Raw genomic sequence first — 22,284 nt, forward strand, 5'->3', positions numbered from 1 at the left:
CTAGAGTACAAAATAGGGGCATAACGCACGAAGAATAAGAGATATCGTGCGCTAGAGTACAAAATAGGGGCATAACGCACGAAGAATAAGAAATATCGTGCGCTAGAGTACAAAATAGGGGCATTACGCACGAAGACTGAGAGATATCGTGCGCTAGAGTACAAAATAGGGGTGGAACGCACGAAGACTGAGAGATATCGTGCGCTATAATAATCAAATATAATCTAGCATAAAAAAAAGAGATGGTCACGACCATCTCTTTTTTTAATTATTTTCTTTTTCTACCTAATCCTATAGCGTTTTCCATCTTTTTCAATGTTTTATTGGCTACGAAACTTGCTTTATCTCTACCTTTATCAAGTATTTCATCTAATACTTCTTTGTTTTCATAATAATAATTGAATTTTTCTTGGAAATCTACAAGGAATTTCTTAACTTCTTCAGCTAAGTCTCCTTTGAAATCGCCATATCCTTTATCAGCATATTGTGCTTCTAATTCTTCAATTGATTGACCTGATAGGCTAGAGTATATCACGAGTAAATTACTGATACCTGGTTTGTTTTCTTTATCATATTTAACGATGCCATCAGAATCTGTAACAGCACTTTTAATTTTCTTAGCTGCAACGTTTGGCTCATCTAATAATGAGATGAAGTTTTTTTGATTGTCGTCACTTTTACTCATTTTCTTAGTTGGGTCCTGTAAGCTCATAATTCTAGCACCAAACTTAGGCATGTGAATTTCTGGCTTAATTAAAACATCATTATATTTCGTATTAAACCGATCAACAACATTACGTGTTAATTCAATATGTTGTTTTTGGTCATCACCGACAGGCACGATATTCGTATTATATAGTACAATATCTGCTGCCATTAATGGTGGATAAGTTAATAGACCTGCTGGAATACCTTGAGATTGTTTTTGTGCTTTATCTTTATATTGCGTCATTCTTTCAAGTTCACCAATTGAACTGATTGTTGTTAAAATCCAACCTGCTTGAATGTGTGCTGGTACTTCTGATTGGATGAATAGCGTTACTTTTTCTGGGTCTAGTCCAGATGCTAAGTAAATCGCAGCTAATTTACGAGTGTTTTCTCTTAATTTAAGTCTATCTTGAGGTACTGTAATTGCATGCTGATCTACGATGCAAAAAAAGCAGTCATAGTCGTGTTGAATCTCATTAAATTGTTTTAATGCGCCAATGTAGTTGCCTAAAGTAGGGATACCACTTGGTTGGATACCTGAAAATAAAGTTTCCATTAAACTTGCCTCTTTTCTACAAAATTTCTTTATATCATTATAACAGTATTTTATTCATTTGTAAGTTGTGTTATTCTAGTAATTAGATAAATATGTCGTCATAAACATATTCATCTATAATTTATGTGCTTTTTAATGAATTATTAGCAGTTTCTCATTTAATTTTAATCTTTGAGTTATATAATATATTTATAGCAATTAGATAAAGATTAAACCAAGTGAGCAATATATGTTTAACCTAGTAATATATAGGGTATATATAATTAAGTGTATTTTATCTTATAAGTTCACTGACGTTTAACATAAATAATATTCAATTAGGAGAGTGAGATGTATGGTAACATTATTTACTTCACCAAGTTGCACATCTTGCCGTAAAGCGAAAGCATGGTTACAAGAACATGACATTCCGTATACGGAGCGTAATATTTTTTCAGAACACTTAACATTAGATGAAATTAAATCAATCTTAAAGATGACAGAAGATGGAACAGACGAAATTATTTCAACTCGTTCTAAAACATATCAAAAATTAAATGTAGATATCGATGCATTACCTCTACAAGAATTATATACAATTATACAAGACAACCCAGGTTTATTACGTCGACCTATTATTTTAGATGATAAACGTTTACAAGTTGGTTATAACGAAGATGAAATTCGTCGTTTCTTACCAAGAAAAGTGCGTACATTCCAATTAATGGAAGCACAACGTATGGTTGACTAATTCAGTCTAATATTAACATTATAGCTCCTGTTTACAGGGGCTATTTTTGTACAATAAATTAATTGTGAATAGTTCGAACAAATTACTGTTAAAATGTACTTGTTTATAATACAATGAATGTACTATTCCTAGAGTAAGGGAGTGTGACATTATGAGAATAGAACGAATTGATGAAACAACGGTAAAATTATTTATAACTTATCAAGATATCGAAGCAAGAGGTTTCAAACGTGAAGATTTATGGACAAATCGTAAACGTGGCGAAGAATTTTTCTGGTCTATGATGGATGAAATCAATGATGAGGAAGAATTTGTCGTTGAAGGACCTTTGTGGATCCAAGTGCATGCATTTGAAAAGGGTGTTGAAGTAACCGTTTCTAAATCTAAAGGTGACGAACTGTTAAATATGACTGACGAGGAATCTAATGATCAATTAGAGTATCAAGTCAATGATTTCTTATCTCAAGCACTCGATTCTGATCAGAATATCGGAGATCTCTTGAATGATGAAAAAGAAGCTGAAAAACATTTTGTCCCTAAAGACATAGGCTTACTTGTAAGATTCGAAGAGTTAGAAGATATTATTGAATATGCACATTATAATGAACATAAAGATATTGTATTTACAGACTTATTATACATGTTAGATAACAAATATTATTATTATGTACAATTTGATCAAATAGATAGTGAAGACATTATTAATGACTTCTACGGACAATTACTTGAATATGCAAATCCAACTCAAGTGTCTAAATTATATCTAGATGATTATGCGAAAGTTGTCATGAGTTATAATGTTACGGGTCAAGTGAGAAGATATTTTGAACCTAAAAATTAAATAAGTAATTTTAGCACCTCTTTACGTTTTATATAGTAAAGAGGTGTTTTTTATGTTAATGGGACTAAATCAACATAATCAGTTAATATATGCACAACACGCTATGGTAAATGAAATTTATAGGTGCCCGGATTGTTTATCTGAACTAGTTATCAAGAAAGGGAAACATACTGTAGCGCACTTTGCTCATAAAGTAGATAGTTATTGTTTAAGAAATAGTTATAAGAAAGAATCTCTTGATCACATATCATCTAAACATCATATTTATGCATGCTTAAATGGGAAAGTTAACATAGATATGGAATATTATATATCTGAAATTGAACAAATTCCCGACATTATGATTAATAAAAATATTGTTGTCGAATTTCAATATTCACCTATTAGCTTTGATTTATTAATGGATAGGAGTGAAGGATTTCGATTAATGAATATAAAAGTGATTTGGATTGGTAAAAATATTAAATATCTGAATGGTATATTAACCCTCAGTTATTTTGAAGCAGCACTCATTAATCATAAAGAAAGAACACTTATAACTTATAATCCTGAAGAGCGTTTATTAATAAGATATGAATGTTTACAAGCAATTGATAAACATAGATTTATCGGTTATAGACGGGAAATTCAATGGGAGCATTTATTAGAAGATTACCCGTTAAAGCAAATACCAAATTTAGTATTAACGGATATGGCTTATCAAGAATATTTAACTAAATGTAGGAAACAGAAGAATGTATTAGAACCGACGCTATCGTTATTATATAATGCTCGCTTAATACATAGGAAGAGACGCCCGATTATTGGTATTATTGTACCTGAACAAATATATTTTTTAACACATTGTATTACATGGCAATCATACTTATTTTTAGAAATGAAAAATAAGACATTTACTTTTGAAAAATTTTATCAGTTCATAGAATTTAGATCATTTTATGATTGTCATTATTCTAAGAAAGAAATCCTATTGAGCGCCTTTTACTCATATATTTCAATTGTAAAACGAAAGGCTATTTCACGTGCAAAATGGACTAATTAATGAGAAAATTATAAATATGAAATATTAAGGAGGCTATTAAGATGGCGAAGTTAATTACAAGGGAAGAACAACAGGAACAATATACATGGGACTTAACAACTATCTTTTCTTCTGACGAAGCATATGAAGAAGCTTTTAAAGAGTTAGAAGGCTATTTAGGTAAAGAAGAACAATTCAAAGGTCACTTGAAAGATAGTGCAGAAACATTGTATAAAGCGTTATTACTTGATAGTGAAATAGATGAGAAACTAGGTAAAGTTTACGTTTATGCTCATTTGAAACATGATCAAGACACAGCAAATGATAAATACGCTGGATATGAGGCGAAGGCAGCAACACTTGCTAATAAATTTGCGAGTGCATGGAGCTTCATTTTGCCTGAATTAATGTCTATTGATGAAGCAACATTAAATGAATTTGTTGAATCAAACGACGATTTAAAAAGATATGAATTTGATATTGAGAAACTTAATAAGAAAAGACCTCACATTTTAAGCGATAAAGAAGAAAAGATTTTAGCTGAAGCAGGGGAAGCATTACAAACACCTAGTAATGTATTTGGTATGTTTAATAATGCTGACTTAACATTTAAACCAGCTGTCGATAAAGATGGTAATGAACATGAACTGACACAAGGTACATATACTAAATTGTTAGAATCTGAAGATCGCGTTTTAAGAAAATCTGCTTATGATAATGTTTATGAAGCATATGGAAGTCATAACAATACATTAACTGCAACGTTAAGTGGGAAAGTTAAGACTGCTATATTTAGTTCAAAAGTTCGCAAGTATAACTCAGCTCGTGAACAAGCGCTATCAAATAACTTTATTCCAGAAGAAGTATACGATAACTTAATTGCGACTGTACATAAGCATTTACCATTGTTACATCGTTATACTGCTTTAAGAAAAGAGTTACTTGGTTTAGATGAAATGCATATGTATGATATGTATACACCACTAGTTAAAAACTCTTCATTTGAGATGCCATATGAAGAAGCTAAAGACTGGATGGTTAAAGCGTTACAACCTATGGGTCAAACGTACATAGATGTAGTTGAAGAAGGTTTAAATAATAGATGGGTAGATGTTTATGAGAATAAAGGTAAACGCTCTGGTGGCTATTCTTCAGGCGCTCACTTAACAAATCCATTTATTTTACTTAACTGGACAGATTCTATTTCTGATTTATTTACGTTAATTCATGAATTTGGACATTCTGCACACAGTTATTTCAGTAGAAAACATCAACAATCAAATGAAAGTGATTATTCAATCTTTGTGGCAGAAGTTGCTTCAACAACTAACGAAGCGTTGTTAAGTGAATATATGGATAAGAACTTAGATGATCCTGAAAAGCGTAAATATTTACTAAACCAAGAGTTAGAAAGATTTAGAGCAACATTATTTAGACAAACAATGTTCGCTGAGTTTGAATATCTTATTCATAAAATTGTAGAAGATGGTGAACCATTAACTGCAGATCGTTTAAACTCTGAGTATGCAGAACTTAATAAAAAATATTTCGGCGATGCTGTTGTGACAGATGAGAATATTGCCAAAGAATGGTCACGTATTCCTCATTTCTATTATAATTTCTATGTTTATCAATATGCTACAGGTTATAGTGCAGCACAAGCATTAAGTAAACAAATATTAGAAGAAGGCGAACCAGCAGTTGAGAGATATATTAATGAATTCTTAAAAGCAGGTAGCTCAGATTATCCGATAGAAGTATTGAAAAAAGCTGGTGTCGATATGACATCTAAACAACCAATAGAAGAGGCAATGGAAGTCTTTGAACAGAAACTAAATGCCTTTGAAAAGCTTGTAAAAGAGAAATAAATGTATGTAGACGTTTCCAATATGACAACTGTGTGACAAATTAAAAAAACCGATGTTTTTTGTTGAATTTAGTGTACAGAGCATGTTATATTACATACATGAAATTAATCACATAACAAACATACCCCTTTGTTTGAAGTGAAAAATTTCTCCCATCCCCTTTGTTTAAGCACCGTGTAATCAGACACGGTGTTTTTTATTTATTTATTTGTTCATTCATAGTTAACATCCCAAAAGTTATCTATTAAATGGTGAGTATAAGTTATAAGGAAGTATATTTAACCATAAAGTATGAAACTTAATTTTCATGCTAAAAATTGAGTAGGGCATAAAAGTCCAAAAAAACAGCAGTTATTCATCTTTAATGATGGATGACTGCTGTTTTTTTATTTTACGACTTTATTCTAAAACATAAAAATAACATCTCATTTTTAACTGGATGAACCAGTGAAATGAGATGTTATTTAATTTAAGTAAGGATACAGATCCTAATACTTATCATTATTTACTTTTCTTAAATTTCCAAAAATCTCCGTGTACAGAATCTTGTTGTTCTATATAATTTTGGAGTTGTAATTTTTTTAATTCGCGTTTGACAATTTTCTCTGGCCATTCATATATTGTCGCAATTTCTTGTGCAGAAATAATTGATTGCGATTGTATATAGTCGAGTAATTTTGGAGGAAGTTGCTTCTCAACTTCTGTTCCAATAAGTTCTTGAATGATATACGTATAAATATGATATGGGTATAAACCTTCTACTTTAAGTCCTTCAGAATGTACATCTTCATTAAAGAACACAAGTGATGGTGTCATATTGATATCCATCTCACGCGCAATATGCAAATCTGTTTGTAAACTATCAGTCAATGACTGCTCTTTCAAGTCTTTAATAAATACAGATAAATCAATTCCAGATTTGTACGCACACTTTCTAATCAGCTCAGTTGTAATGATTTTTTCATGAGGTATAATTTCATTCTGAATTAAGTTTAGAAATCTGCTCGCTCTATTATGTCCTTGTAATTCTGCTGCTTTAAATGCTAAAGCTACATTATCAAATTCACATGTGCTTTGAGCCTGACATTTAGTCAAAACTTTTAGAGAGGGATTCAAAATCTGACGAATTTTAACATATTTTTGATATTCAATTTTTAACTTTGCTAATGTAGCTGATAGATTAAAACAATCTTCGCAAAATGGATCAAAAAATGAATAAATTTCAATTTTGCTTACAGGTGTTAAATCTATATTATTTTGTTCATTAGCATGGATTAGTCTTAATTCTTCGGCCATATTATCCACCTTCAACTATATTAAGCGTTAACCATGTGGTTTGCAGTTAGCTTGAGTCTTTCATATAAATATTCTTGTATATCTTTATTTAATCGAGATTGGGTAAGGGCTTCAAGCATATTCTCAAGCCAAGCATCTCTTTCTTTATTCGTAATTCTGAAAGGTAAATGACGTTGTCGTAACATCGGATGACCGTGTTCTTCTGTATATAATGCTGGACCACCCAAAAACTGCGTTAAAAACTGTTTCTGTTTACGACTCGTTTCTGCAAAGTCACCAGGGAAAAGATGATTAATACGATTATCGCGTTCTACGAGATAATAAAAGTGATCAATCATGTCGTACAAATCTTGGGGGTCGATTACTTCATATGGGGTCATAATTTCACCTTTTCTTGCTTATTTCATTATCGATAATATTAATATAACATGTTCTTAAATTTTTAAAAGTATTTCGACTTGTAACGAAAGTAAATTCATGTTCTTTTGCGATCTGCATTGAAAAAGCGTACCACTTTATTATTTGGAATATTTCTTTCTATATTCAAGTCATTCAAAATTTTATTAAAAGCTATTTCGCCTTTATCATAGTCCTTAACTTCGAATTCTAATTCATAATCTTCAATACCTAAATAAATACTATGATCCAATACTAAAAGTCCTGTGCCAATATCTTTTTCTAACCTATAAGTCGTTAAATCACCAAGTTGTCTCAGGTCATTTAGTGGAATATTAAACTTATTTAATATTTCAGTAATGTTTTCTGGAAGATATTGTTTGTTTAAACGTTCACCTTCTTTAGGAATATCCTCAACTATTTCGTTATATTCTAGAAGACCAACTTCTTGTGGGACTTTTAAAGTCATTTCATAATTATGATTCTTTTCACGTATTCGTAGTGCCATTTTTTGTGACATAATATCATGATTATTTGTATCTATATAGTAATTTGTTTGTTTAAAAGGCTCACTTTGTTTAAAATAATATTGTTTGATTAATTCATAATCTTCAAGCGTGAGCATATTCTTGAATTCAATTTCGAGTTCTTGTCCCATTTTGATATACACTTCCTTTTACACTATTATTATAGAAGATTTACGGATAAACAAGTAAATATACAAAATTGACTTGATGATATGAATGTTTAAATTAAAATGTGTTAAAATAGATTGGAATAAGGAGGAACAACAATGCGTATTTATGTAAATGAAATTAAAATAAATGACAATCAAATCAAATGTTATACAGACCAACCAACTGAGGGATTAGAACCAGCAGAGCATATGATTGTAGATAGCGATAATCATGCATTTGTATATATGCTTGATAGCGGTGAACAATACCATTATTTATTATTTGTAGAGGAAACATGGTCAATGATTCATGAACACTTCGACAAAGAGGTCATCGTCAACGATCATTTAGTATTAACTTCATTTAAAGAAGAAATGGAATTTTTATTAGATAACATCGCAGATAATCACAACTATGGTAAAGCATTTGTAGCTTCGGTAGAGGAAGCATTTGAATTAAACAAAGCGGAGTGATGGTTATGAATCAATGGGAAGAATTTTTGGCACCATATAAACAAGCAATTGACGAATTAAAGATTAAATTGAAGGGGTTACGTAAACAATATGAATCTTCAGATAAACCTTCGCCAATTGAGTTTGTTACAGGTCGTGTTAAACCTATCTCAAGTATTATAGATAAAGCAAATCAACGTGATATTCCTTTTGATCGATTAAGAGAGGAAATGTATGATATTGCAGGTTTAAGAATGATGTGTCAGTTTGTTGATGATATAGATATCGTTGTAGAACTATTAAGACAACGACAAGATTTTGAAGTTGTAGAAGAACGAAATTATATCGAATATACAAAAGAAAGTGGTTATCGTTCGTATCATGTAATTATCAGTTATCCAATTGAAACGTTACATGGTCAAACAAATATTTTGGCAGAAATTCAAATTAGAACATTAGCGATGAATTTCTGGGCGACGATTGAACACACTTTAAGATATAAGTACGATGGTGATTATCCTCCTGAAATAAGAAATAGACTTGAGAGAGCAGCAGAGGCAGCATTTTTATTAGATGAAGAAATGTCTGAAATACGTGAAGAAATTCAAGAAGCACAGAAATATTATTCCAGACAGAAAAGTAATAAACATAAACACGATTAGGGGTGAATGCTTTGAAGTATAATATATTATCAAAAGGTGATTCAAAATCGAATGCTTTAATGTATAAAATGAAAAACCATATGAATGACTTTAATATGGTTGAAGACAAAGAATCACCCGATATCGTAATTTCTGTTGGTGGAGATGGTACTTTATTACAAGCATTTCACCAATATAGTCATATGTTAGGTGATGTCAGTTTCGTAGGTGTACATACTGGGCATTTAGGTTTCTATGCTGATTGGTTGCCACATGAAGTTGAAAAACTCATTATTGAAATTAACAATTCAACTTATCAAGTTATAGAATATCCATTATTAGAAGTTATAATTCGCTACAAAAAAGGTGGATATGAAACGAGATATTTAGCTTTAAATGAAGCGACAATTAAAACAGATAATGGCGCAACACTTGTCGTAGATTTAGTATTAAGAGGCGAACAGTTTGAAAGATTTAGAGGTGATGGTTTATGTGTATCAACACCATCAGGTTCAACGGCTTATAATAAAGCTTTAGGTGGGGCACTTATACATCCATCACTAGAAGCTATGCAAATTGCTGAAATAGCTTCTATTAATAACCGCGTCTTTAGAACAGTTGGTTCTCCGCTTGTATTGCCTAAACATCACGTTTGTCATATACATCCAGTAAATCACGATACATTACAAGTTACAATTGATCATGTAAATGTTAAACATAAAAATATTGAATCCATTCAATATAGAGTAGCAAATGAAAAAGTCCGCTTTGCGAGATTTAGACCATTTCCATTCTGGAAAAGAGTACATGATTCATTTATTTCGAATGAGGATTAACCATGAAAGTATTACAATATCGAGCAACTTCTTCAATGAATTTGAAGACATTCTTATATGATAAAGGCATTTCTAAAAAGAGTTTAAGCGCCATTAAGCAGAATGGCGCTTTATTAGTGAATAAAGAACACGCTACCGTTAGAAAAGACATTCATGAAGGTGATGAAATTGAAGTTCATTTACCAAATGAATCTCCTAGTCATAATTTAGAACCATTTACGTTTGATTTAAATATTTTATTTGAAGATGAATGGTTTATCATCGTTTCTAAACCTGCCATGATGAATACTGCGCCTTCTAGAGAACATCCTCATCATAGTTTAGTTGAAGCGGTATTAAGCCATATGGTAATGAATGGTGAACGCACGATTCCACATATAGTCACACGTTTAGATCGCGGTACAAGTGGTATAGTTATATTTGCGAAGCATCAATTATTACATCATATGGTTTCAAATACGACAATAAGTAAATACTATGTTGCACTTGTACATGGTGTTGTTGCACCGAAGAAAGGTGTTATTAAAGCACCAATTGCACGTGCTAAACATTCTATTATAGAAAGAGAAGTTTCTGAAGAAGGTAAGTTTGCACATACAGAATATGAATATTTAGATGGTAATTCTGAAAATAGCATGCTTAAATTACAACTTTTTACAGGTAGAACACATCAAATTAGAGTACATCTTGCACATATTGGTTATCCAATTATAGGTGATAGTTTATATGGATATGAAGATGTTCAATATGATCATCAATTACTGCAGTGCAAACATATAGAATTTATACATCCAATCACTTTGAAACAATTGCATATTGTTGATGAAATGCACTATAACCTAAGCGGTGTAGGTATGATATAATAAATTGTATTTTTATGAGGAGGTGGCAAAGTTGGTTAATGAAAATAATGAAAATTACATCGAAGACGAAGCTTTTGATAAAGAAAAGTTAGACGAACTATTAGCAAATGATGAAATAGACCAATTTAGAGAAGAATTTTTAAATATGCATACATATGACCAAGGTGAATACTTTGAAATATGTGATAATGAGCTCAAACAAAAAATATATCAATTCCTTTCTCCGTTAGAAGTAGCTGACTTCTTTGAAACGACTGAGTTAGATGATGAAGAATACGAAGAAATCTTTCAAAATATGAATGCTAATTATGCAAGTCAAATGTTAAGTGACATGTCATACGATAACGCAGTTGATATTTTGAATGTATTATCTAAAAGTAAAATAGCCACTTTACTCACACTCATGAATCGTGAAGATGCTAGAGAAATTAAAGCATTACTTCATTATGAAGAAGACACTGCCGGTGGTATTATGACCACTGAGTTTATTTCAGTATATTCAACAATGTCTGTTAAAGAAGCGATGTTCTACGTTAAAGAACAAGCACCTGAAGCGGAAACAATATATGTTATTTTCGTTGTAGATGAAAATAAAAAGCTAGCAGGCGTTATCTCATTAAGAGATTTAATTGTCGCTGAAAATGATGCATATATTGAAGAAATTATGAGTGAACGTGTTATCAGTTCTAATGTAGCTGATGACCAAGAAGACGTCGCGCAAACAATGCGTGATTATGACTTGATTGCGTTACCTGTAATTGACTATCAAGATCATTTACTAGGTATTATTACAATCGATGATATCTTGGACGTTATGGATGAAGAAGCAAGTGAAGACTACTCTAAATTAGCCGGTGTATCTGACATCGACTCTACTAATGATTCAGTCTTCCAAACAGCTATGAAAAGATTACCTTGGTTATTAATCTTAACGGTTTTAGGTATGATTACAGCATCCATATTAGGACAATTTGAAGATACACTTTCACAAGTTGCACTTCTTGCAGCATTTATACCTATCATTAGTGGTATGAGTGGTAACTCAGGTACACAATCTCTTGCCGTATCTGTACGTAATATTTCAACAGGTGAAATAAATGAACAAAGCAAATTTAAGCTCGCACTTCGTGAATCCGGTTCAGGATTACTAACTGGTTTCTTCTGTGCTATAAGTTTATTTATTATAATTGTCTTATTATATCGCGAACCTGTATTGGCGCTCATCGTTTCAGTTAGTTTAACAATTGCGATGACTGTTGGTACATTAATGGGTGCAATTATACCGATGTTTATGAATAAAATGAATATTGACCCTGCAGTTGCAAGTGGACCATTCATTACGACAATAAACGACATTGTCAGTATGTTGATCTACTTTGGTTTAGCAACAGCATTTATGTCTTATCTAATATAAGGAGAATCATATGGAGCATTCTAGTTTTACATCTCTCGTTATTGTTGTTATTGCTGCATTTTTAACACCTATACTTGTAAATAGGTTGAAAATTTCTTTCTTACCTGTTGTCGTTGCTGAAATCATAATGGGGATAATCATAGGTGACTCTTTATTTGGATTAGTAAAAGAAGATGCATGGTTATCTATCTTATCGACGTTAGGTTTTATATTTTTAATGTTCTTAAGTGGTTTAGAAATTGATTTTAACGCGTTTAAGACGAAACAGACTTCTGATGAACAAGAAGGAAATAATATTCCAAGTAATTTGTATTTAACGGCTGTCGTATTTTCTTTAATTATGGTTTTATCTATTTTATTAGCCTTTATATTCAAATGGACTGGTTTAATAGACGACGTATTATTGATGGTTATCATTATCTCGACAATTAGTTTGGGCGTAGTTGTACCAACAATAAAAGAAATGAATATTATGCATACAAGCATCGGACAGTTTATATTGTTAGTTGCAGTTGTAGCAGATTTAGCAACAATGTTACTATTAACAGTTTACGGTACAATAAATGCTAAAGGTGATTCACCGTTATGGCTTATAGGTATTCTAATCGTCTTTAGTTTTATCTTTTATATTATGGGTGGTTTATTTAAAAAATCACCATTCTTAAAAAAATTAACTTCAGGTACAACTCAAATAGGTATTCGTGCAGTGTTTGCACTCATTATTCTACTCGTTGGTTTAGCTGAAGGAGTAGGCGCTGAAAATATATTAGGTGCCTTCCTAGCAGGTGTTATCGTATCGTTATTAGGACCTGACCAAGATATGGTAGAGAAATTAGACTCATTTGGATATGGTTTCTTTATTCCAATATTCTTCATTATGGTAGGTGTGAATTTAAACATTCCATCACTTGTGCAAGAGCCAGGTTTATTAATTATCATACCTTTACTGTTTATTGCCTTTTTAATTTCTAAGCTGATTCCAGTAGCATTTATAGGTAAATGGTATGACCGTAAAACGACAATTTCTTCGGCATTCCTATTAACTTCAACATTGTCACTTGTAATCGCAGCAGCAAAAATCGCTGAACAACTTGGAACAATCAGTTCAGAAATATCTGGCATACTTATTCTAAGTGCGGTTATCACATGTGTATTTGTACCGATTGTATTTAAGAAGATGTTCCCAATGCCTGAAGAAACAAAGAAAATTGTTAAAGTGAGCTTTATTGGTAAAAACCAATTATCGATCCCAGTTGCTCAAAGTATACATTCTCACATTTATCAAACTTCAATGTTCTTTAGAAAAGATCTTTCAGATAATAGAAAGTTAGATGAAAGTATTAAAACATTTGAGTTAGATGATTATATTGAAGAGGAACTATTAGAATTAGGCTTATTTGATTCAGATATCATTGTATGTTCAGCAAATGATGATCAAATCAACAAACAAGTTGCTTTAATGGCGCATAATCATGGCGTTAAAAGAATTATTTGTAAACAAGAAAATGGTAGTGAAGATGATGCATTTGAAGGTAAAAATATTGAATTCTTTAGTAGTTTCTTAAGTAATAAAATCTTACTTAAAGGATTAATTGAATCTCCAAATATGCTGAACTTATTAAGTAATGTAGAAACTTCTCTATATGAGATAGAGATGAAGAACCATAGCTATCATAATGTATTGTTAAGATCATTCCCATTTGCTGGTGACGTAATCTTTGTTCGTATTATTAGAGGCAAAGATTCAATCGTACCTCATGGTGATACTGAATTACAATATGGAGATAAGTTAATTGTGACAGGATCAAAAGAATATGTTTCACAATTAAAACAAGATATGGAATTTATTTAATAAACTTTGTAAAAATGAGGTTGTACTATAGACCTCATTTTTACTTTTTATTCAATATAAAATAAAAGTATAATGCTTGTCAGGTGGTCTGACCAGTGTTATTATAACGAGTGAATGTTTAGTATAATATACATATTAAAGGAGTATAGTGAATGTTTAATTTAGAAGGTAAAACATATGTAATCATGGGTATTGCGAACAAAAGAAGTATTGGCTTTGGTGTAGCTAAAGTGTTAGACGAACTAGGTGCTAACTTAGTATTCACATACAGAAAAGAACGTAGTAAAGATCAACTTGTTAAATTATTTGAAGAATTAAAAAATCAAAAAGGACAACATATTTTTGAATGTGATGTTCAAAAAGACGATCACGTTGTAAATGCTTTTGAACAAATTGGAGAAAAATTTGGTCATATCGATGGTGTTTACCATTCAATCGCTTTTGCTAATATGGAAGATTTAAGAGGAAGATTTACTGATACATCTCGTGAAGGTTTCTTATTAGCACAAGATATTAGTTCTTATTCATTAACAATCGTTGCAAGAGAAGCTAAAAAATTAATGCCAGAAGGTGGCAGCATCGTTGCAACTACTTATTTAGGCGGAGAATATGCAGTACCTAACTACAATGTGATGGGTGTAGCTAAAGCAAGTTTAGAAGCAAACGTTAAATATTTAGCACGTGACTTAGGAGAAGATAACATTCGAGTAAATGCTATCTCTGCAGGTCCAATCCGTACATTAAGTGCAAAAGGTGTAGGTGGATTCAATGCGATCCTTAAAGAAATTGAAGAACGTTCACCATTAAAACGTAATGTAGATATTATAGAAGTAGGTAAAACAGCAGCTTATCTATTAAGTGACTACTCAAGCGGTGTAACAGGTGAGAATATTCATGTAGACTCAGGTTACCATGTAGTAAGATAATTAAGAGGACCAACAAAATCTAAGATTTTGTTGGTTTTTTTGTTTATATAGTAACAAAACTTGATCGAAGTGTAAATAAGGGCGGCCATAGTAACAAAAGTCTGGGGAAGTGTAATTAAGGATGCCCATAGTAACAAAAGTCGGCGGAAGTGTAACTAAGGCCACCCATAGTAACAAAAGTCGGGCGAATTGTAACTAAGGAGCCCCATAGTAACAAAACTTGGCCGAATTGTAACAAAGATCGGCCATAATTACATACACCACATATCTTCCACACCAAACAAAAAAAACTGAAACCGCATTGGTTTCAGTTTTTTGTTTATTTTAAGTTGTTATCATGTATTGGATCGTCTTCAACTGTACGGTTCGCACTTGAACTAATAGATTGTCTATGTGTGTATACATTTCGAACGATTGTCTTAAGTACTGCGTATGTTGGTACGGCTATTAAGATAGCTACGAAACCGCCTAAATTACCTGCAGCTAATATAACAGTAATGATTGTAAGTGGGTGAATGTTTAATGATTTACCCATAATGTTTGGTGTAATCACGTTACCTTCAAGTTGCTGACAAATTAATGTGATAATACTTACCCAAACGAGCATCATAGGATCTTGTATGAGTGCGATTGTTGCTGCTGGTATAAATGCTAACCATGGTCCTAGGAATGGAATCATGTTTGTGATGAGTGCCAATAAAGCTAAAAGTAATGCATAATCCAAACCTACAAATGTATAACCTAAGTACAATAGTATACCTAATATAACACTAACTGTAACTTGACCTTGTATATATGATTGCAATGTTTGATTAATGTCTTTACTTAAATTAACGACAAACCATTTTGTACGACCTTTGAAAGGTCTAGCTATAAATGGAATAAATCTTTCGTGATCTTTTAACATATATATTAAGAAGAAAGGCACTAAGATTAATAAGAACATTGTTGAAACAAATGATGATATATAACTAAATAGGTTTGTTAGCATATCTGTTACGATACCACTTATACTCTCGATTGAATCATTAATTTTTTGTGATATATTTTCTGGTAATCGATCTCTTTGTTGTAATGCATAATCTACAACATGCTGAATTTCACGTTGTATATAGGGAATATTCTTGATTAAATTATTAATTTGATTTGTTAGAACTGGTGCAATGATAGAGATAAATAATACAACAATCAGTATTAATGCAACGATGATGATTGAAATACTTCCCCATCTGGGTACTTTTCTTTTCTCTAACATTTTTTGAAAAGGTAAACAAATATAAAATAAGAATCCACCTAATAATAATGGTAGTAATATGGATTTTACGATAATGATGATTGGATAAAATATTTCATTTATTTCCATAAATATTTTTATAATTAGAAACGTAAGGAGAATAGCTATCCCTGTACGAAACCATGCTTTATTTAACAATAGAAGTCCTCCTTATCAAACTTTCTCATACTTTTATATTATAAGCGAAATTACAGAATTAACAATGATAAATAAAATAGTTTCTAGAATTCGTGTAATGTTTAAAAGTTTATATTTTTATATATTATTTTAAGTTGTACGGATTAGAATAATTATAACGTATTTGTGAATATATGAATTTGTATGCATTTATACTTACTATTTCTAAAAAGCTTTTTTAACAATATAGTAAGCGCTTACAATTTATGTTAAGAGCATTTCAAAAAAATATTGATTGTGTATTTATACATGGTATAATCATAACAAGGTAATTTCGAAATTTTCTGAACATGAGGTTATCTTAAGGCTTACAACAAAGGGGAGATTAATTATGGAATCTATTGTTAGCTTTGCGAATGAGATTGTATGGAGTAAAGCGTTAGTATATGGTCTTTTACTGACTGGTGTCTTATTTTCATTTATGATGAGGTTTTTCCAAGTCAGGCACTTTAAAGAAATGATTCGGTTAATGTTTCAAGGGGAAAAATCACCAACGGGTATTTCTTCTTTCCAAGCTATCGCAGTATCATTAGCAGGTCGTGTTGGTACAGGTAACATTGTTGGTGTTTCAACAGCAATCTTTATCGGTGGTCCCGGTGCAGTATTCTGGATGTGGGCTACAGCATTTCTAGGTGCGAGTTCGGCATTTATCGAATCAACACTTGGTCAAATTTATAAAAGAGAAATTAATGGTCAATATCGTGGTGGACCAGCATACTACATAGAATCAGGTATAAAAGGTAAAGCTGGTAAAATATATGCAATTATATTTGCACTTGTTACAGTACTATCTGTAGGTTTATTGCTTCCAGGTGTTCAATCAAATGCCATCGCTTCTTCAATGAAAAATGCATTTGGATTAAATCCTTGGATTATTGCGATTGTGCTCGCTGTTTTATTAGCACTTATCATTTTTGGTGGTATTAAAGCAATTGCAAATGTTGCGACAGCCGTTGTACCTTTTATGGCTATTGTTTACATAGGTTTGGCGATTGTTATTATTATATTAAATATTCAAGAAGTTCCAGGTTTAATTGCATTAATTTTCAAATCTGCATTTGGTGTTGAAGCTGCTTTTGGTGGAATATTCGGTGCGATGATTGAAATTGGTGTTAAACGTGGACTTTATTCAAACGAAGCAGGTCAAGGTACTGGACCACATGCTGCTGCTGCTGCAGAAGTATCACATCCAGCGAAACAAGGACTTGTACAAGCATTCTCAGTTTATGTAGATACTTTATTAGTATGTACAGCTACAGCATTAATGATTTTAATGTCAGGTACATTTAATACAACAGACGGTGGAACAAATAAAGATGGTTCACCACATTTAATTCATGACAATGGTATTTATGTACAAGGTCCAGATGGTAGTAAAGACGTATCAGGTACAGCGATGTATGCCCAAGCAGGGATTGATAAAGCATTCTCTGGAGATAATTACACGTTTGATCCAGCGTACTCAGGTTTCGGTTCTTACTTCATTGCCTTAGCATTGTTCTTCTTCGCGTTTACAACAATACTGGCATACTATTACATTGCAGAGACCAACGTAAGTTATATCATACCGTCCGATAAACAGAAGATATGGATTATATTAGTACGGTTAGTGCTCATAGGTGCCACAATATATGGATGTGTTAAAACAGCTGATGTTGCATGGGCGATGGGTGACTTAGGTGTAGGTATGATGGCATGGTTAAATATCATTGCGATTTGGATACTCCATAAACCAGCCTTAAGAGCATTACGTGACTTTGAGATTCAGAAAAAACAAAAAGGTTCTGGTAATTATGCAATTTATAGACCAGCTCCAGATGAAGTGCCAACAGCAAAATTCTGGCATGAAGATTATCCTAAACGTTTAAAAGAGTTTAACTTAGATGATAAATAATTAAACAATATCAAACGCTTTCAAATATACGCTCTCTACTGTACAATAATATTATATGTACAGTTGGGAGCGTTCTTTTATGGATAAAAAAATAGGTCTTGTTGACCAAATTAAACTCGAAAGTAAATTTTTAAAAAGGGAAGTGACAATCTCAATTTACTTACCTAAAGACTATACAGATCTATATAAACATCATGTGATTATTACATTTGACGGTAGGGACTTTTTCCAATTTGGTCAAATTCATCGCGCATACGAGAAATTAAGAACAAATGATGAGATAGAAAGGGCAATCATTGTCGGTGTTCACTATGAAGATGTAGATAAGAGAAGAACAGAATTTCATCCCGATGGAGAATTCCGAAAAGAAACGTCACAATTTGTGGTGAAAGAGCTATGTCCTTATATTGATAAAACATTCTCAACTTTGAAAGTAGGTAATGCAAGAATGTTACTAGGCGATAGTCTAGCAGCAAGTATCGCTTTAATGACATGTTTAGAATATCCGCACCATTTTAGTCAAGCAGGGCTGTTCAGTCCAATGATCAATGATACAGTTATAGAAGTATTTAACAATTGTTCATCTAAACATCTATTAACAATCAAACATTATATAGGTAAAGAAGAAGATTCTTTCAAACTTATAAGTGGAGATATAGCAGACTTTTTAACACCGAATCGAGCGTTCAGTGAACGAGTTAAACAGGAAGATTTAACATATGAATATACTGAATTAGATGGTGGACATACATGGAAAACATGGAAGCCTGAATTACCAAATATGTTAAGTTACTTTTTAAGTCATCAAAATCAAAAAAATTTGATATAATAATAATGTAGAAAAACAAAGGAGGAAGTATCATTATGAAATTAGGCATCGTACTTATTCCGTCTAAACCATTCCAAGAAAAAGTGAATGCTTATCGTAAAAGATATGACAAACACTATGCATTAATTGCACCACATATTACAATTAAAGAGAAATTTGAAATTGAAGATAGTAAACTAAATGAAGTGAAATCACAATTAGAGGCAACAGCTAAAGAATTTGAACCATTAAATATCCAAGTGTCTAAAGCATCTAGCTTTGCACCTACTAAAAATGTTATTTATTTTAAAGTGACTAAAACAGATGAATTAGAATCTTTATTTAGTAAATTTAATAATGAAGCATTCTATGGTGAGAGTACACATCCATTCGTACCACACTTTACAATTGCACAAGGCCTTTCAAGCCAAGAATTTGAAGATATTTATGGTCAAGTAAGAATGGCTGGTATAGATCATTCAGAAACAATTGATACAATTAAACTTATGAAGCAAAATGAAGACGAAACTTGGTCTGAAGAAGCTTCATATACTTTAGGATAAATTGCAATTTATCTCATATAAATAAAGAAGCAGAAGGTATGGATTTAATACCTTCTGCTTCTTTTTTATTATGCTGATTTTCTTTTTCTATAATTAATGATAAAGAATGTACCATAGAATAATGCTAAGAATAAGAACATAATACTTGAAGCATAAATTGTATAATATACATCTCTAAATACTTCAGATATTAACCCACCTAATACGGGGCCAATCATTGTTCCAAATCCTTGAACACTATTGAAGACACCCCATGTTTCTTCTTGTACTTTATTATGAATTTGACCAGCCATAAATGTATTCCATGCTGGTAAGAGTAACCCATAAATCGTACCAATGAGTAAAGCAATCAATAGAACAATAAATAATTGTGTTAATACAGTTAAACCAAATATAAATGAGCTATATGCTAAAAATCCTACAAAAATCACAAGGTGTGTAAATGCTTTAGAATGTTTGTCCATCAATTTAGAAAAGAATAACATCGAAATGGTACATCCAATACCGCCAACAATGAGTAAAAGTGTATATTCTAGTGTCGTAACACCCATATGTTTTGTTGCATATGTTGGCAATATAGGGACAAGCATGCCGATTGCAGATCCTTGTAAAAAGATACCTGGAAATAGCAATAAATGTCTTCTTGTTACTTGTACGATTTCACGTAGTTGTTTTTTAACAGATTTACTTTCGTAATTTGTGAGCTGTACTTTAACAAAATAGAATAATATCCATGCAACAAGTACACATAAAGCCATCATAAATGTAAATCTAGTAGGATGTAGTTTAAATAGTAAATTCATGAAAATCATACCTGATAATAATCCGACTAACCAACTGAAATAAACATATCCCATTTGTTTACCTCTAGATGCTTCGTCAACACTGGATAACATAATGACCCAAATTGGACTAACTGCGATACCTAATAATATGGCACTTAAAATAAATACGATAGGTGATGGTATGAAAATAATGAGTGCTAAACTCGTAAATGCTAATATAAATCCACACGTTAATATAACTGTTGGACCAAATCGTTTTAGAAGAAAACCTATGACGAAATTCGTTAATGCATCACTAATAAAGTGTAAAGAAATAGCTAAAGAAGTAATACCAACAGTCACTTTAGCAGTGGTTGTTGGTAGAATTGGTAAATAACTTAAAATGTACATACCTCTCGCAAATTCCATCATAAATAATATGATGAGCATTAACCTAAAATCTTTTTTGTGAAACGTTTTATCTGATGAAGTATTTGGCATACATAGGAACCTTTCCATAAACTTCATTATAAGAAAGTGAATCACTTAATAATGAAAGTAAGTCTTTGCAAATATTTTCTGTTGATTTTTCAATATAATTTTCTTCTAGTAGTTGTGTCATTTCTTTAAGTCTAGATGGTTGATTCATGAGTGAAATAACGAGTTTAGTCGCTTCTTCTGGTGTGTGTGCTATTTTACCGTATCCTTTTTGTCTAAAATACTCAGCATTTTCTAACTCTTGTCCAGGTGCTGGATTTAAGAATATAAGTGGTAAATGTCTAGAGAACGCCTCTGAAATAGTGATACCACCTGGTTTAGTAATCATAAGTTGGCTAGATGCCATCCATTCATTCATATGTTTCGTATAACCTAGTATAAGTACATTATCATTATCTTTGAAATGATTTCTAAGTTCATTTTTTAAGCTTTTACTATTACCACATATCATGACAACTTGAGTGTCTTTAGCATACATATCTATTTTACTAATCATAGTTGAGAAGCCTGTTGAGACACCGAATGCGCCAGCAGACATTAAAATGACCTTTTTGTCGGGATCTAATTTGTGTTTTGTTAACCAGTGATATCGATCGATTGGTTGCTCAAATTGTTTAGAAATAGGTATGCCTGTTACTTTAATTGCATCGCTTTTTACACCGATAGATTCAATTTCATTTTTCAAATCTTTCGTTGCTACATAGTATCTATTTGAGTGTGGTGTTACCCAGTTCTTGTGTAAACGGTAGTCCGTCATAACTGTAGCGATAGGTATATTCAAATTGAATTGTTCCGTTAAAACTGATACGACTGGTGTCGGAAAAGTTAACAAAATCAAATCAGGCTTTTCTTTTATAAGTAAATTCAATAATTTATTTAATCCATAGTATTTATAGAAACATTTATCAATTTGTTCAGGTCTACTATAGTAGAAGAACTTATACATATTTCTGAAATACTTAAAGCTGTTTATATACCATTGTTTCGCAATTGAAGTCATAATAGGGTGTGCTTCCAAAAATAAATCATGCTCAATAACAGTTAAATGATTTAAATTCATTTCACCAAATTGTTTCACAATACTATTCGTAACTTGTAGATGACCATTACCGAAAGAACCTGTAATAATCAATAATTTTTTGTTTTGAGAAACCATTAGCCACACTCCGTATTTGTATTTAATTTCTATGATAGTTTAACGCATTTTAG

General features: G+C 31.7%; 21 protein-coding genes. 14 read left to right on the forward strand and 7 right to left on the reverse strand.

Annotation, left to right across the window (positions count from 1 at the left end):
- Positions 1–268 precede the first annotated feature (268 nt).
- Complete coding sequence (gene trpS / locus LQ694_RS14380) at positions 269–1,264, reverse strand: tryptophan--tRNA ligase (protein WP_065381042.1); 996 nt, start codon at positions 1,262–1,264, stop codon at positions 269–271.
- A 334-nt stretch (positions 1,265–1,598) separates the two neighbouring features.
- Between trpS and spxA the strand changes: the two genes are divergently transcribed.
- The 4 genes from spxA to pepF all read left to right on the forward strand — a co-directional run bounded on the left by spxA (position 1,599) and on the right by pepF (position 5,724).
- A complete protein-coding gene (gene spxA, locus LQ694_RS14385) occupies positions 1,599–1,994 on the forward strand; it encodes a transcriptional regulator SpxA (protein ID WP_025905673.1) in 396 nt (131 codons plus the stop codon).
- Between the two features lie 151 nt (positions 1,995–2,145).
- Positions 2,146–2,835 (forward strand): adaptor protein MecA, encoded by a 690-nt coding sequence (gene mecA / locus LQ694_RS14390; RefSeq protein ID WP_070368984.1) that lies wholly within the window; start codon positions 2,146–2,148, stop codon positions 2,833–2,835.
- 52 nt (positions 2,836–2,887) lie between these two features.
- On the forward strand, positions 2,888–3,877 hold the full coding sequence (locus tag LQ694_RS14395; RefSeq protein ID WP_196968638.1) for a competence protein CoiA: 990 nt from the start codon (positions 2,888–2,890) through the stop codon (positions 3,875–3,877).
- 41 nt (positions 3,878–3,918) lie between these two features.
- Positions 3,919–5,724: an oligoendopeptidase F gene (pepF, locus tag LQ694_RS14400; protein WP_207594885.1), complete on the forward strand. Its 1,806-nt coding sequence runs from the start codon at positions 3,919–3,921 to the stop codon at positions 5,722–5,724.
- A 501-nt stretch (positions 5,725–6,225) separates the two neighbouring features.
- Here the strand turns inward: pepF and LQ694_RS14405 are convergent.
- The 3 genes from LQ694_RS14405 to LQ694_RS14415 all read right to left on the reverse strand — a co-directional run bounded on the left by LQ694_RS14405 (position 6,226) and on the right by LQ694_RS14415 (position 8,074).
- On the reverse strand, positions 6,226–7,020 hold the full coding sequence (locus tag LQ694_RS14405) for a DsbA family protein (RefSeq protein ID WP_049319859.1): 795 nt from the start codon (positions 7,018–7,020) through the stop codon (positions 6,226–6,228).
- Positions 7,021–7,040: 20 nt separating this feature from the next.
- On the reverse strand, positions 7,041–7,400 hold the full coding sequence (locus tag LQ694_RS14410) for a globin domain-containing protein (RefSeq protein WP_049319860.1): 360 nt from the start codon (positions 7,398–7,400) through the stop codon (positions 7,041–7,043).
- A gap of 95 nt (positions 7,401–7,495) precedes the next feature.
- Positions 7,496–8,074, reverse strand: a complete 579-nt coding sequence (locus LQ694_RS14415; protein WP_065381046.1) for a CYTH domain-containing protein — start codon at positions 8,072–8,074, stop codon at positions 7,496–7,498.
- Positions 8,075–8,209: 135 nt separating this feature from the next.
- Between LQ694_RS14415 and LQ694_RS14420 the strand changes: the two genes are divergently transcribed.
- The 7 genes from LQ694_RS14420 (at position 8,210) to fabI (ending at position 15,077) form a co-directional block, all read left to right on the forward strand.
- A complete protein-coding gene (locus LQ694_RS14420) occupies positions 8,210–8,566 on the forward strand; it encodes a UPF0738 family protein (RefSeq protein ID WP_025905666.1) in 357 nt (118 codons plus the stop codon).
- Between the two features lie 5 nt (positions 8,567–8,571).
- The gene (yjbM, locus tag LQ694_RS14425; RefSeq protein ID WP_048542741.1) at positions 8,572–9,207 is read left to right on the forward strand and encodes a GTP diphosphokinase; all 636 of its coding nucleotides are present in this window, start codon (positions 8,572–8,574) and stop codon (positions 9,205–9,207) included.
- A gap of 11 nt (positions 9,208–9,218) precedes the next feature.
- Positions 9,219–10,022, forward strand: coding sequence for an NAD kinase (locus LQ694_RS14430; RefSeq protein ID WP_048542013.1), 804 nt, complete (start codon positions 9,219–9,221; stop codon positions 10,020–10,022).
- A 2-nt stretch (positions 10,023–10,024) separates the two neighbouring features.
- The gene (locus LQ694_RS14435) at positions 10,025–10,885 is read left to right on the forward strand and encodes an RluA family pseudouridine synthase (protein WP_218696760.1); all 861 of its coding nucleotides are present in this window, start codon (positions 10,025–10,027) and stop codon (positions 10,883–10,885) included.
- Positions 10,886–10,916: 31 nt separating this feature from the next.
- Entirely contained in the window at positions 10,917–12,299 is a 1,383-nt protein-coding gene (mgtE, locus tag LQ694_RS14440) for a magnesium transporter (RefSeq protein WP_025905662.1), read from the forward strand.
- A 10-nt stretch (positions 12,300–12,309) separates the two neighbouring features.
- Complete coding sequence (locus LQ694_RS14445) at positions 12,310–14,151, forward strand: cation:proton antiporter family protein (RefSeq protein ID WP_164961452.1); 1,842 nt, start codon at positions 12,310–12,312, stop codon at positions 14,149–14,151.
- Between the two features lie 152 nt (positions 14,152–14,303).
- Positions 14,304–15,077: an enoyl-ACP reductase FabI gene (gene fabI, locus LQ694_RS14450; protein ID WP_048542017.1), complete on the forward strand. Its 774-nt coding sequence runs from the start codon at positions 14,304–14,306 to the stop codon at positions 15,075–15,077.
- Between the two features lie 319 nt (positions 15,078–15,396).
- On the opposite strand, the gene LQ694_RS14455 is transcribed toward fabI, so the two are convergent.
- Entirely contained in the window at positions 15,397–16,509 is a 1,113-nt protein-coding gene (locus LQ694_RS14455) for an AI-2E family transporter (protein ID WP_058611843.1), read from the reverse strand.
- Positions 16,510–16,876: 367 nt separating this feature from the next.
- Between LQ694_RS14455 and LQ694_RS14460 the strand changes: the two genes are divergently transcribed.
- The 3 genes from LQ694_RS14460 to LQ694_RS14470 all read left to right on the forward strand — a co-directional run bounded on the left by LQ694_RS14460 (position 16,877) and on the right by LQ694_RS14470 (position 19,813).
- Positions 16,877–18,442, forward strand: a complete 1,566-nt coding sequence (locus tag LQ694_RS14460) for an alanine/glycine:cation symporter family protein (RefSeq protein ID WP_096791443.1) — start codon at positions 16,877–16,879, stop codon at positions 18,440–18,442.
- Between the two features lie 79 nt (positions 18,443–18,521).
- Positions 18,522–19,271, forward strand: coding sequence for an alpha/beta hydrolase-fold protein (locus LQ694_RS14465; protein ID WP_058611842.1), 750 nt, complete (start codon positions 18,522–18,524; stop codon positions 19,269–19,271).
- Positions 19,272–19,306: 35 nt separating this feature from the next.
- Positions 19,307–19,813: a YjcG family protein gene (locus LQ694_RS14470; protein ID WP_025905656.1), complete on the forward strand. Its 507-nt coding sequence runs from the start codon at positions 19,307–19,309 to the stop codon at positions 19,811–19,813.
- 68 nt (positions 19,814–19,881) lie between these two features.
- Here the strand turns inward: LQ694_RS14470 and ltaA are convergent, their stop codons facing one another.
- Together ltaA and LQ694_RS14480 are read right to left on the reverse strand one after the other, a co-directional pair.
- Positions 19,882–21,078, reverse strand: a complete 1,197-nt coding sequence (gene ltaA / locus LQ694_RS14475) for a lipoteichoic acid biosynthesis MFS flippase LtaA (protein WP_049319866.1) — start codon at positions 21,076–21,078, stop codon at positions 19,882–19,884.
- Positions 21,056–22,231, reverse strand: coding sequence for a diglucosyl diacylglycerol synthase (locus LQ694_RS14480; protein ID WP_058611840.1), 1,176 nt, complete (start codon positions 22,229–22,231; stop codon positions 21,056–21,058). The genes ltaA and LQ694_RS14480 overlap by 23 nt, the downstream gene beginning before the upstream one ends.
- Positions 22,232–22,284: the final 53 nt, after the last annotated feature.

Origin of the sequence: Mammaliicoccus sp. P-M58, from assembly GCF_022386165.1 — a bacterium.
Taxonomy (GTDB): domain Bacteria; phylum Bacillota; class Bacilli; order Staphylococcales; family Staphylococcaceae; genus Mammaliicoccus; species Mammaliicoccus sciuri.